Source organism: Streptosporangium lutulentum, from assembly GCF_030811455.1.
Taxonomy (GTDB): domain Bacteria; phylum Actinomycetota; class Actinomycetes; order Streptosporangiales; family Streptosporangiaceae; genus Streptosporangium; species Streptosporangium lutulentum.
In genome coordinates, this window is record NZ_JAUSQU010000001.1 from 6,203,727 (window position 1) to 6,216,427 (window position 12,701).

A 12,701-nucleotide genomic window follows, 5' to 3' on the forward strand; every position below is an offset into this window, starting at 1 on the left:
CACCTTCTCCACCCAACCGGGCGAAACGACCGGGAATCCGAGGAAGTTGGCGGGCGACGTATCTGGACAGGGGACCGGAAACTCCTAGAAGTGTCAATTTCGCCGACCACAACAGGAGTTGCCATGCCATCCTCTCCACGGCCGGTACCGCTCCCCCGGATCGCGCCGTTCCCCTCCGCCGAGCCGCCCTACGACGACGAGCGACCGGCCAGAGACATTCCGGCCGCCCCGCCCTATATCCAGGGGACCCTCGCGCTCGCCCTCGAACCCGAGCCGAGCGAGCCGCAGGGCCGGCGGCCGTTGATCTGGGGGCCGCCGGGCTCCGTCCCCGACGAGCGGCGGCTACGGGCCCTCGCGCAGGCCGTCGCCGAAGTTCTGTCCGGCAGGCGCCCGCCTTCGAGCGTCTCCTGCCATCTGACCACCCGAGCCCACGCCGAGCTGGTCCGGAGCGGGAAGATCATCAACTCCGTACGACCGCTGCGGGCCGGCAGGCTCCACATCTCCCAGCCCGAGGACGGAGTGGTGGAGATGTGCGTCCTGGTGCACTCCGACGACCGCTCGCGGGTGCTGGCGCTGAGGTTGGAGCGCCGGGGGGTGCAGTGGCTGTGCACCGACGTCGAGACGACACCCGACCGCACACCGCACCGGGCCTGACCCGGCCGCGCGCCGTACCGGGTCTGACCCGACCGTGCGCCACCCCGGGCCTGATCCGGCCACGTGCCGCACCGGGATCGCACCGCGCCGGCCCTCGGGCCGAGTCGCCCCGGCCAGGTGCCGTACCGGACAGGCCGCCGGATGCAAGGCCCCGGGAAAGGCCGAAAGGCCCGCACGTCGTGCGGGCCCTTCGGTCGGTGATCAGACCTCGACGTGCTTGGGGTCGCCGTGGCAGCGCTTGTACTTCTTGCCCGAGCCGCAGGGGCACGGGGCGTTGCGCTCGACGTTGCCGTACGCGTCGCGCTCGGCCTTGGTGCTCACCCGGGTGTGCTCCACCTCGCCGCTCTCACCGGGCGCGGTGTACTGCAGCTCGGAGGGACGCTCCGGGCCGCGCAGACCGCGAGCGATGATCGAACGGGCCTCCCTGATCGACGCGTCCTCATTGGCGTGATCGTGGTCGTGGTCGTGATCGTGGTCGTGCTCCTCGACGATCGGGTTGCTCTGCACCTCGACCTCGAGGTTGAACAGATAGCCGACCGACTCCTCCTTGATGCCCTCAAGCATCTGGGAGAACATGTCGAAGCCCTCACGCTGGTATTCGATCAGCGGGTCGCGCTGCGCCATCGCCCGCAGGCCGATGCCCTCCTGGAGATAGTCCATCTCGTAGAGGTGCTCGCGCCACTTGCGGTCCAGGACCGACAGGATGACCCTGCGCTCCAGCTCGCGCATGGCCTCCGCGCCGAGCTCCTCCTCGCGATGGTCGTAGGCGGCCATCGCGTCGGCCTTCACCCGCTCGGAGAGCAGCTCGGCGGTGAGCTCCTCACGGCTGCCGGCCTCCTCGACGAGCCCGTCGGCGGTGAGGGTGATCGGGTAGAGGAGGCCGAGTGCCTTCCACAGCTTGTCGAGGTCCCACTCCTCGGCGAAGCCCTCGGCGGTGGCGCCCGCGACGTACTCGTCGATCACGTCGTTGATGAAGCCGCGGATCTGCTCGTGCAGGTCCGCGCCCTCCAGCACCCGGCGACGCTCGGCGTAGATCACCTTGCGCTGGCGGTTCATGACCTCGTCGTACTTCAGAACGTTCTTGCGGATCTCGAAGTTCTGCTGCTCGACCTGGTGCTGGGCGGAGGCGATGGCCTTGGAGACGATGCCCGACTCGATCGGGACGTCGTCCGGGATGTTCAGGCGCGTCATGATCATCTCGACCCTGGCCGAGTTGAACAGGCGCATGAGGTCGTCTTCGAGCGAGAGGTAGAAACGCGACTCGCCCGGGTCACCCTGACGGCCGGACCGGCCGCGGAGCTGGTTGTCGATGCGCCGCGACTCGTGCCGCTCGGTGCCCAGGACGTAGAGGCCGCCGAGCTCGGTGACCTCGTCGTGCTCGGCCTGCACCGCGTCCCGGGCCTTCTCCAGCGCCTCGCCCCACGCCTTGTCGTACTCGTCCGGGGTCTCGACCGGGTCAAGGCCCCGGCTGCGCAGCTCCAGGTCGGCACGGAAGTCGGAGTTGCCGCCGAGCATGATGTCGGTGCCTCGACCGGCCATGTTGGTGGCCACGGTGACCGCGTGCTTGCGGCCCGCCTCGGCGATGATCGCCGCCTCACGCGCGTGGTTCTTGGCGTTGAGGACCTCGTGCTTGATGCCCCGGCGCTTGAGCTCCTTGGACAGGCGCTCGGACTTCGCCACGCTCGTGGTGCCGATCAGGACCGGCTGACCCCTGTCGTAGCGCTCCTTGATGTCCTCGGCGACCGCCTGGAACTTGGCGTCCTCGCTCTTGTAGACCACGTCGGCCTGGTCCTTGCGGATCATCGGCATGTTGGTCGGGATCGGGACGACGCCCAGCTTGTAGGTCTGGTGGAACTCGTTGGCCTCGGTGGCCGCCGTACCGGTCATGCCGGAGAGCGTCTCGTAGAGGCGGAAGTAGTTCTGGAGCGTGATCGTGGCGAGGGTCTGGTTCTCGTCCTTGATCTTGACGGTTTCCTTCGCCTCGATGGCCTGGTGCATGCCCTCGTTGTAGCGGCGCCCGTGCAGGACTCGACCGGTGAACTCGTCGACGATCAGGACCTCGCCCTCGACGACGATGTAGTCCTTGTCCTTCTTGTAGAGCTCCTTGGCCTTCAACGCGTTGTTGAGGTAGCCGACCAGGTGCGTGTGCTCGGGCTTGTAGAGGTTGTCGATGCCGAGCCAGTCTTCGACCTTCTCCACACCCGACTCGAAGATGCCGACGGTGCGCTTCTTCTCGTCGACGACGTAGTCGCCGGTGTTCTCCTCGCCGTCCTTGCCCTCGGTGCCCCTGCGGAGCCGGGGAACGATCTTGGCGAACTCGGAGTACCACTTGCCGGACTGCTCGCCGGGGCCGGAGATGATCAGCGGCGTCCTGGCCTCGTCGATGAGGATCGAGTCGACCTCGTCGACGACGGCGAAGTGGTGGCCGCGCTGGACGCACTCCTCCAGCGACCAGGCCATGTTGTCGCGCAGGTAGTCGAAGCCGAACTCGTTGTTCGTGCCGTAGGTGATGTCCGCGTTGTACTGCTTGCGGCGCTCGTCGGGCGGCATGTTCGCCAGGATCACGCCGACTTCGAGACCGAGGAAGCGGTGGATGCGGCCCATCTCGTCGCCGTCACGCTTGGCCAGGTAGTCGTTGGTCGTGATGACGTGGACGCCGTTGCCGGCGAGGGCGTTGAGGTAGGTGGGCAACGTACAGGTGAGGGTCTTGCCCTCACCGGTGCGCATCTCGGAGATGTTGCCCATGTGCAGGTTGGCCCCACCCATGATCTGCACGTCGTAGGGGCGCTTGCTCAGCACGCGCCGGGAGGCCTCGCGAACGGTGGCGAAGGCTTCGGGAAGCAGGTCGTCGAGAGACTCGCCATCGGCGTACCGCTGCTTGTATTCGGCGGTGAGCGCGCGGAGTTCGGCGTCGGTCAGGCTCGTGAAGTCGTCTTCAATGGAGTTGACCTGGTCGGCGATCCGCTTGAGCTTACGCAGAAGCTTGCCTTCGCCTGCGCGAAGAATCTTATCGAGAAAGGCTGGCACTTTAGGTAAAGCTCCTCGCAGGTCTTCCACGGCCGGACGGGCCCGGTTGAGGACGAGACATGGTTCTCCGCTGCCATCGTAGGCGGTTCCGCCACCAGACACAGCCACCCTGAAAGACGCTCATGCCGTCCATAGAGTTCCTTGCCCTCTTCTTTGAGAGAGTACGGGCAGATTCATAGGGTATGTCTGCCTTATCACACCCGCGATGAAATCGACACGCGGGCGCGTCGCGGTGCCGAGGAGGAGACGCCGTCGTGGCGGACGACACGCGTGACGACACACACCGGAACGGTCATGGAGGCAGCGCCTCGTCCTGGTTGGCGGTGACCGTGATCCTCCTGGGCTTCACCATCGGAGGGGTCGCCCTCTGCCTGGGCCCCAACTGGTTCCTGCTCTGGATGGGCGTGATCGTCTCCGCCCTGGGCGGAATCCTCCTCGTGGCCTTCCGGGTCTTCCACGACGTCGTCCTCGAAGCCCCCCGGGCGCCGCATGGCTCCCGGGAAAAAGGCATACTCCGCTAACCCTCATCCGGACAGCCGGAACCCGCTCCGGCACACCGGCATAGCGCTTTCGTCGGTGTGCCGCGTTAGCCTCGGCGTCATGCAGATGTTCTGTTTCCCCCTGAGGCTGCCATGACGCTCGCCCTCTCCGCCGACGAGGCCCGCCGCATCGTCCTGCGCGCCCAGGGGTTCCTGGGCGCCGAGGCCCGCCGAGGCGGCTCGCCCGGGATCCTGCGCCGCCTGGGCGCCGTCCAGCTCGACACGATCTCCGTCCTGGCCCGCTCCCACGAGCTCGTCGCGTACGCCCGCCTCGGCGCCGTCGGCAGGGAGAAAGTCGAGCGAACATACTGGGACGACCCGGCCAACGCCTTCGAATACTGGTGTCACGCCGCCTGCATCCTGCCGATCGACGACTGGCCCCTGTACGCCTTCAGACGCAGGAGTTTCCGCGCCAGGAAATATCGCTGGCACGAACTGCCCGACAGCGTCGACAAGGTGCTGAACCAGGTCCGCGAGAGCGGCCCCATCACCACCGCCGACCTCGGCGGCGCCAAGAAGGGCGGCCTCTGGTGGGACTGGTCCGACGCGAAGATCGCCATCGAGTGGCTGCTGGACACCGGCGACGTCGTCTGCACCCGCCGCGTCGGCTGGCGCCGTGTCTACGATCTGGCCGAGCGCGCGGTCCCCGGGCACCTCCTGGCCGAAGAACTCTCCGACGCCGAGTGCGTCGTCCGCCTCGCCCGGATCGCCGGACGTGCCCTCGGCGTGGCCACCCGCGCCGACCTCGTCGACTTCCTCCGGCTGAGGGCCCCCCACGCTCTCCTGCTCGACCGGTGCCTGCTGGAGGGCGCGGCCGGGCTCGTCCCCGTCCAGGTCGCCGGGTGGCCCGACCGCGGGGCCACCGCCTGGGCCGACCCCTCCGCGCTGGAAACCGAGCCCCGGGGCCGTCATCGCACGACCCTGCTCTCCCCGTTCGACTCCCTGGTCTGGGACCGCGCCCGCACCGCCCGCGTGTTCGGGTTCAACCACCGCCTTGAGGCGTACGTCCCCAAGGCGAAACGCGTCCACGGCTACTTCACCATGCCGGTCCTGGCCGGAGGCCGGCTGATCGGCAGGGTCGATCCGGCTCGCGAGGGCTCCACCCTGGTCGCCCGCCAGGTCAGCCTTGAGGCCGGCGTCAACCGGCGCAAGGGTGCCGAGTCACTGGCCGACGCCCTCTGGGAGGCCGCCGGGTGGGTCGGCTGTGACGCCGTCCGCGTCGAGCGGGTGGACCCCGACCTGTCGGTGCCGCTGCACGACGCTCTGGCCCGCTGATCCCGGGCCCCGGGTGCGGTGGCCGGGAGGGCCACCGCACCGGGCCGGTCAGGTGATCTCGAGCATTCGCTCGCGGACCGCGTAGACGACCGCTTCCATCCGGGAGTGGAGCTGAAGCTTGTCCAGGATGTTGCGGACGTGGTTCTTCACGGTGTTCTCGGAGATGAACAACTGCTTGGCGATCTCGCGGTTGTTCATTCCCTTGGCAACCAGGCGGAGCACCTCCATCTCCCGCTCGGTCAAGCGGGGGACGGGAAGTTGCGGAGGCCTCTCGGCCTCCTTGCGACTCATGTTCGCGAACTCGGTGATGAGTTTGGCGGCCATCGCCGGGTTGATCAGCGACTGTCCTTCGTGAACACCGCGCACCGCCTGGGGGACCTCGTCGAGCTGAACGTTCTTCAGCAGGTAGCCGGTGGCACCCGCCTTGATCGCCTCGAAGAGGTCTTCCTCCTCGTCGCTCACCGTCAGCATTATGATCCGCGTGCTCGGCACCGAGGCCTTGATCTCGCGTGTGGCCTCGATACCGCTCCTGCGGGGCATCCGGACGTCCATGAGCATGACATCGGGGGTGAGGCGGTCGGCGAGCTCGACCGCTTCCTGACCGTCGCTCGCCTCGCCGACCACCTCGATGTCCGCCTCCGCCGCCAGCGCCATTTCCAGACTGCGGCGGATCAACGCATGATCGTCAACGATCAGTACGCGAATGGGGTCACCGCGTCCGGTGGAGCCGGTTGCATCGTCGGGTTCCGTCACGCCTCCTCCTCGGGGGGCCAGAGCCGGTGGACCGCCATGATTACACGGGTTTCATGGTCCGCGGGTTGGTCGGAGAGGATCTACGAACGTTTCCGTCAAGGTTCGACGAGTCGCAATACGCCGTAGTTATAGCCTTGTCGTAGATATACGACACTTGGCTGTCCGCTCTCCTTGTCACGGAACAAGTAGAAGTCGTGCCCGACGAGTTCCATCTCAAGGAGCGCCTGATCGATCGTGATCGGATCGGCTTCGTGGAACTTCTCCCTGATCATCAACGGCCCGTCGCCGTCCATCTGGATCGGGATGATCGTCTTGTCGACCGGGAGGTCCGTGTCGACCTCCGAATCCGCCTGGGACGCGGTGCGGGGCAGAGGGGCAGAGGCCTCGAAGGACTCCGCCAGCGCGGTGGCCGTCAGTTCGGCGACCGACGGGGGGCAGTGGTTGCCGTGATGGACCTTCCGCCGGTCGGCGAGGCGGCGGAGCCGGCCCTCCAGCTTTCCGAGCGCTATGTCAAGGGCCGCGAAACGATCGTCGGCCGAGGCTTCCGCCCGCACGGCGGGCCCTCGTGAGTGGATGGTGAGTTCGACCCGTTCGCGCTGGTCGACGATGCGCGGATTGCTTTCCTTGGATACCTCCACGTCAACGCGAATGAGCTTATGGTCCAAACGCTCGATCCTGGCCAGCTTGGTGTTCACGTGGTCTCGGAATCGGTCACTCACTCCGGTGTGCCGACCCTTGACGATGATCTCCATGCACAGCCCCCCTTCGAATCTCGACGGTGGTACTAACGACACCCGCTCGGCCGACCTGGTCTTCGTCCCCACATCCGCCTGCTGAGGGTTTCGCAGCTCTTTGCCACTACATGCCCTTCTCTTCTGGCAAGGAACATCTGGCTCCCTGGGAAGGCAGGACTTACCTCTAAGCCGCACCGTGATCGAGCGACAAAAAGTCGTCTTACGTGGACCGTTTGGCCTGCGGCTGGCATCGGCTAGCCAGGCCGGCTCCCTTACGGGAGTCGGTCCGGCGCAACCACGGACCCGAGCGGGTGCCATGGCTCAGACGCTATCCGTATCCAGGCCGAATGTCAGCCTGGAGGGCGGCCAAAGGATCACTTTGTGTAATTCTTCGCGGAGCCGCCGGGAGCCGAAGGTAGATACTTCGCCAGCCTCGCGCCCATACCCGAGGGTCTCTCGCGTCCGCTGAACAGCCGCGAGTCCGTGATCGAGACAGGAAGTTGTGTCTCCGCGGTGAGGTCGGTCACGTACGTGACGGTCACTCTCCGTCACGATCTCTTATTTGATCTCTCCGGCGTGTCGCGGCGACGGTGGCGGCGAGGGCGACCGGCACCCCCGCCTCGCGGAGCGCCCTGGCGGCCTCGGCGAGCGTCGCGCCGGTGGTGACGATGTCGTCGACCAGCACGATCGGCCCTGAGACGCTTCTGTGATCCAATACAGGCCCGTTACGACCGGACGCCACCGTGAACGCCCAGGACAGGTTCGCGGCCCTCTGGGGCGAGCTCAGCCCCGCCTGGTCGGCGACCCGGCGGCGTTGGACGAGCGGCCTCTCCACGGTCGCCGGCCAACCGGCCGCGCGAAGACATCCGGCCGCCAGGTCCGCGAGCCGGGTCACCGGATCGTGCCCTCGGCGGCGCAGGGCCGAGCGGGCGCTGGGCACCGGCACGAGCGTGACCGGCCGCTCGCCCGCCGCGGCGGCGACCGCCAGGGCCAGCGCCCCGGCCAGCGGACGGACGAGAGCCGTACGGCCGCGCTCCTTGTAGGCGATGATCGCCCGGCGCGTGGCCCCCACGTACTCGGCCGCCGACCAGCACTCGGGGAGGCCGGGCGGGGAGGGCACGGGCGTCCGGCGCGCGGGCTCTCCGTGCAGCTCCGCCGTACAGCGGGGGCAGACGAGGGCGCCGGGTGCGTCGCATCCGGCGCAGCGAGGCGGCAGGACCAGGTCGAGCAGAGCGGTCGGCACGCGTCCCAAGCTGTCAGACCCCACCGACAGAAAGCCCGGTCCAGGAGCGTGCCGGCGGCGCGGGAGAGACGTCCGGCCCGTCGGAGGTCCCGGAGGGGAGACTCAGCCCAGGGGGTAGGCCGGGTCGGTCGGGCCGTTCTCCACGAAGTCCGACTTTCCGGCCTCGTCCTTGACCAGGGCCTCCCATTTGGCGGAGGTCCAGTTCCAGTAGAGGATCTGCGACTTGCCGTTGTCCTCCTTCGCGCCGGCCAGCAGCGTGCCGTCCAGTGCGGTGATGCTCCCGATCCGGGGGTCGGAGGGCAGTTGCTTGGCCGCCGAGACGACCGAGGCCTCCAGCAGCACGGACTTGTCGGTGAGCATGTAGAGGCTCTTGCCGTCCTTCCAGGCGATGTCCTCGATCGTCTGGTTGCCCTGTATCTGGTTGCCCAGCACCACGGGCTGGAGGTTGTCGATGCGCGTCGCGCTCCCCTGGCCGATGACCGTGCCGATCAGGACCCGCTCCTCCGTCCCGTCCCTCACGACCACCGCGACGTGCACGCCGTCCCGCGCGACCTTGAGCAACTCGACGTAGAGCGTGTCCAGATCGGGGGCCGTGACCCGGTACTGCTGCCTGTTGTCGCTGTCGTGCCGGATCACCCTGGAGGTGTGGTCGTTGGGCCGGTCCACCGTCCACAGGGTGTTGTAACGGTCCCAGGACGGCGGCGTGAGGGACACGCCCGTGGTCCACTCCTTCCACTCGCCGCCCGGGGCGATCGGCGCGACGGAGATGCTCTTGCCGTCCTTCGAGAGCGCCGCCACCTGCCTCAACGCCTGACCGCTGATCGCGGGACGCGTGCGGGTTTCGTCCTTCTCCCCCGCCCTGCCCGGCACCGCCTGCCCGATCTTCTCCTTGGGCAGCAGCAGCCGCAGGCCGCCGTCGACCAGGTAGTACGGGGCGGCGTCGCGAGGGGTCATCCAGGGATCGAAGACCGACTGCTCCTGCGCGTCGATCCGGAGCGGGGCGTCGGAGTAGTAGGACTCGCCGTTCACCTCGACCTCGAAGCCCCACCCGCCCTTGGTGAGCCCGGAGAGCGTCCCGGCGAGCTGGGCGGCCATCGGGTCGACGAGATCGGGGGCCACCCGCTTGTTCAGGTTGATGATGACGCGGTTGTTCTCGGTGGTGACGTCGATGAGCCTGGTGCCCGGCTCGAAGGCGGTCTTCACCGCGCCCCGGAGCAGGCTGCTCGGCCCCTTGAGCAGTCGCTCGACCGCCGTCTTGGCGAAGTTCGAGGCGGGGTCGATCGGCACCCGGACCTGGTCGATCACCAGGCCCTTCCACTGGGAGTCCAGGAAGTACAGGTCCACGGAGAGGTAGCCGTGGTCGACGTCGGACTCCGACAGCAGCAGCTCTTTGGGCGCCTCGCTGATCCGCCACCCGTTCGGCTGCTTGACGAGGCTGAAGGGTTCGCTCAGGGTGCCGCCACTCGGCTGGTACCGGCCGTCCTGATCGATGTACGCCGTGATGGAGCCCTTGAACGTGACCCTGGTCTTGCCTTCCCGGGCGGGCGGGATCTTCTCGTACTCGCCCGTCCCGTAGACCATCACACGGTCCTGCGGATTCCACTGCTTGGCGAAGTCGTCGGTGAGGTACTGACGCGCGACCTCACGTCCGAGGTCGTCCGGGCTCGCCATCGCGGCCCGGAAGCCGGTGACGATGTCCTCCGGCGACCAGCCGTCCTTCGGCGGCGTGGCGATGACCCGCGAGTACGGGTCACCCAGCGGATTGCCCTTGCGCACGTCTTCGAAGGTGATGGGCTTGTTTCCCGTGGGGATGACCGAGCAGGCCGTTCCGGCCCAGGCCAGCACGACGATCAGGCTCACCGTTCCCACTCCGCGCCCGAACCTAGTCCACATCGCGTCCCCCGTCGGCCAGCGCCGGCAACAGCATCGGCGTCATGTGCCCCCGCCAGGTCCGCCGCATCTCCACCTCCGGCGGGACCAGCGGCAGCGGCGACCCCCTCAGCGCGGTCCCGGACACCCGGGGCAGCGAGAGCCGGAACTGCGACCCCTCCCCCGGCACTCCCCACGCCTGCAGCCAGCCGCCGTGCAGGATCGCGTCCTCGCGGGAGATCGCCAGCCCCAGCCCGGTGCCGCCGATGGTCCGCGCGCGGGACGGGTCGGCTCGCCAGAACCGGTCGAAGACCATGTTCTCCTCTCCCGGTTTCAGCCCCACCCCGTGATCGCGTACGGCCACCGCCACCGCGTCCCTGTCGGCGCCGACCGAGACGACGACCTCGCGGCCCTCGCCGTGCTCTATCGCGTTGAACAGCAGGTTGCGCAGGATGCGCTCGACCCGGCGGCTGTCCATCTCCGCCATGCAGGGCTCGCTCGGCAGGCGCAGGTCGAAGCGGGTGGAGTGACGCTCGGCCAGCGCCTCGGAGTCGGCGACCGCGCGGAGCACCACGTCCCTGACGTCCACGGAGTCGACGTCCAGGTCGGCCGCGCCCGCGTCGTAGCGGCTGATCTCCAGCAGGTCGGCGAGCATCGACTCGAAGCGGTTCAGCTGGTTCTGCATCAGCTCGGCGGACCTGGCCGCCATCGGGTCGAAGTCCTCGCGGGCGTCGTAGAGGAGGTCGGCCGCCATCCGCACGGTCGTCAAGGGGGTGCGCAGCTCGTGCGACACGTCCGAGACGAACTGCCGCTGGACCTGGGAGAGCTCCTCAAGCTGGTGGATCTTCAACGCCAGGTTGGCGGCCATCTCGTTGAAGGAGGTGGCCAGCCGCGCCAGGTCGTCCTCGCCCCGGACCTTCAGCCGCTCGTCCAGGCGCCCGGCGGCCAGCCGCTCGGCGGCCTGCCGGGTCAGCCGTACCGGTGTGACCACCTGGCGGGTGACCAGCGAGGCGATCGCGGCCAGCAGCAGCACCAGGCCGGCGCCGACGGCGGTGAGCTTCTGCTGGACGGAGGAGAGGGTCTGCTCCTCCTTGTCCAGCGGGACGAGGTGGTAGATCTCGTAGGAGTCGTCGAGTCCGGTCTCCCCGGTGTCGAGGCGGGTTCCGATGATCATGCCCTGCACCGGTTCGGACTGCCCCTTGTAGTAGAGGCGGTCGTACCAGATGCTGTCCTCCCCGGCCGGTTTCTTGAACAGCTCCTCGCGCTGCTTCTCCGGGATGCTGATCGGATCGATCTCCGGAGTGGCCTGGAACTCCCCCGGCCGGTTCTCGTTACGGATGATCACCGAGTACCGGCTGGCGGATCCCGCGCGCTGCGCGAGCGCGCGGGTGGCCTGGCCGAGCGGGCTGTCCCCGCCCGTCTGGAGCGCCTCACCGGAGTCGTCGGGCTGGTCGGCCGCGTCGGCGTCGGGCCGGGTCAGATATCCCAGCACCGTGTTCCTGTCGGACTGCGCCTCGCTCTTCGCCGACAGCTCCCTGGTCTCCAGAGTGGTCGAGATGATCTGCTGCATGAGGAAGACGCCGAGCACGGCCACCACCGCGATGGAGATGACCATCGTGCTGGTGACCACGCGGAGTTGCAGGGAGCGCCGCCAGATCCGGCGCGCGCCTCCCGCCATGCGGCGAGCCCGCCGACGGACACCCCGCGCCACCTGGCGCAGGGTGCGACGTCGGCGTTTCTTCGACGGGGAGGGCATGTCGGATCCGCAACGAGCCGCGCGGGCCTAGGCCGGACCGGCCTTGTAGCCCACTCCGCGGACCGTCACGACGATCTCGGGGTGCTCGGGGTCTTTCTCGATCTTGGCGCGAAGCCGCTGGACGTGCACGTTGACCAGGCGGGTGTCGGCCGCGTGGCGGTAACCCCACACCTGCTCCAGCAGGACCTCACGGGTGAAGACCTGCCGCGGCTTGCGGGCGAGGGCGACCAGCAGGTCGAACTCGAGCGGGGTGAGGTTTATGGTCTCCTCCTCCCGCTTGACCGAGTGCCCGGCGACGTCGATGGTGATGTCGCCGATCTGCAGGATCTCCGGAGTCGGCTCGTCGGTGCGGCGCAGCCGCGCGCGGACGCGGGCCACGAGCTCCTTGGGCTTGAACGGCTTGACGATGTAGTCGTCGGCCCCGGACTCCAGTCCGAGCACCACATCGATCGTGTCGCTCTTGGCGGTCAGCATGACGATCGGCACACCGGACTCGGCCCGGATGCGACGGCACACGTCGATGCCGTCGGCGCCGGGCAGCATCAGATCGAGCAGGACCAAATCCGGCCGGGTGTCACGGAAGGCGTCGAGCGCCTTGTCCCCGTCGGAGACGAAGGAAGGCTCGAAACCCTCCCCGCGCAGCACGATACCGAGCATCTCGGCGAGAGCGGCGTCGTCGTCGACGACCAGCACGCGTCCTTTCATGGCCCCTCATTCGGTTTACGCAGTTTGGGAGTTCTTGGGATAAACCGCTCGGTTGTCGAAGATTACCCTTGTCCGACTACTGGATGACACCGCCCGACGACTGGACATCCAAATGGCGAATTTTAGGTGCATGCAACGTAAAGCGT

Annotated in this window: 10 protein-coding genes; 3 read left to right on the forward strand and 7 right to left on the reverse strand. The window is 68.0% G+C overall.

Going from position 1 to position 12,701, the window contains the following annotated elements; genetic code table 11:
* Window positions 1-123: 123 nt before the first annotated feature.
* Complete coding sequence (locus tag J2853_RS27535; RefSeq protein ID WP_307562905.1) at window positions 124-654, forward strand: Rv3235 family protein; 531 nt, start codon at window positions 124-126, stop codon at window positions 652-654.
* Window positions 655-855: 201 nt separating this feature from the next.
* Here J2853_RS27535 and secA read toward each other — a convergent pair whose 3' ends face one another.
* On the reverse strand, window positions 856-3,681 hold the full coding sequence (gene secA, locus J2853_RS27540; RefSeq protein WP_307562907.1) for a preprotein translocase subunit SecA: 2,826 nt from the start codon (window positions 3,679-3,681) through the stop codon (window positions 856-858).
* Window positions 3,682-3,935: 254 nt separating this feature from the next.
* On the opposite strand from secA, the gene J2853_RS27545 reads away from it, so the two are divergent.
* Together J2853_RS27545 and J2853_RS27550 are read left to right on the forward strand one after the other, a co-directional pair.
* Complete coding sequence (locus tag J2853_RS27545; RefSeq protein ID WP_307562909.1) at window positions 3,936-4,202, forward strand: HGxxPAAW family protein; 267 nt, start codon at window positions 3,936-3,938, stop codon at window positions 4,200-4,202.
* Window positions 4,203-4,313: 111 nt separating this feature from the next.
* A complete protein-coding gene (locus J2853_RS27550) occupies window positions 4,314-5,495 on the forward strand; it encodes a winged helix-turn-helix domain-containing protein (RefSeq protein WP_307562911.1) in 1,182 nt (393 codons plus the stop codon).
* Between the two features lie 48 nt (window positions 5,496-5,543).
* Here J2853_RS27550 and J2853_RS27555 read toward each other — a convergent pair whose 3' ends face one another.
* From J2853_RS27555 to mtrA, 6 genes are all read right to left on the reverse strand, one after another.
* A complete protein-coding gene (locus J2853_RS27555; RefSeq protein WP_307562913.1) occupies window positions 5,544-6,248 on the reverse strand; it encodes a response regulator in 705 nt (234 codons plus the stop codon).
* A gap of 95 nt (window positions 6,249-6,343) precedes the next feature.
* Window positions 6,344-7,000: a ribosome hibernation-promoting factor, HPF/YfiA family gene (gene hpf / locus J2853_RS27560; protein WP_307562915.1), complete on the reverse strand. Its 657-nt coding sequence runs from the start codon at window positions 6,998-7,000 to the stop codon at window positions 6,344-6,346.
* A 520-nt stretch (window positions 7,001-7,520) separates the two neighbouring features.
* Window positions 7,521-8,225, reverse strand: a complete 705-nt coding sequence (locus J2853_RS27565; RefSeq protein WP_307562917.1) for a ComF family protein — start codon at window positions 8,223-8,225, stop codon at window positions 7,521-7,523.
* 102 nt (window positions 8,226-8,327) lie between these two features.
* Entirely contained in the window at window positions 8,328-10,085 is a 1,758-nt protein-coding gene (locus tag J2853_RS27570; RefSeq protein WP_307562919.1) for an LpqB family beta-propeller domain-containing protein, read from the reverse strand.
* Window positions 10,086-10,107: 22 nt separating this feature from the next.
* A complete protein-coding gene (mtrB, locus tag J2853_RS27575; protein WP_307562921.1) occupies window positions 10,108-11,850 on the reverse strand; it encodes an MtrAB system histidine kinase MtrB in 1,743 nt (580 codons plus the stop codon).
* 27 nt (window positions 11,851-11,877) lie between these two features.
* Window positions 11,878-12,555, reverse strand: coding sequence for an MtrAB system response regulator MtrA (mtrA, locus tag J2853_RS27580; protein WP_030907316.1), 678 nt, complete (start codon window positions 12,553-12,555; stop codon window positions 11,878-11,880).
* Window positions 12,556-12,701: the final 146 nt, after the last annotated feature.

Coding starts and splice junctions, on each gene's coding strand:
- J2853_RS27535 (WP_307562905.1), top strand. CDS start 124: ATGCCATCCTCTCCACGGCCGGTACCGCTCCCCCGGATCGCGCCGTTC.
- J2853_RS27550 (WP_307562911.1), top strand. CDS start 4,314: ATGACGCTCGCCCTCTCCGCCGACGAGGCCCGCCGCATCGTCCTGCGC.
- hpf (WP_307562915.1), bottom strand. CDS start 7,000: ATGGAGATCATCGTCAAGGGTCGGCACACCGGAGTGAGTGACCGATTC.
- mtrB (WP_307562921.1), bottom strand. CDS start 11,850: ATGCCCTCCCCGTCGAAGAAACGCCGACGTCGCACCCTGCGCCAGGTG.
- mtrA (WP_030907316.1), bottom strand. CDS start 12,555: ATGAAAGGACGCGTGCTGGTCGTCGACGACGACGCCGCTCTCGCCGAG.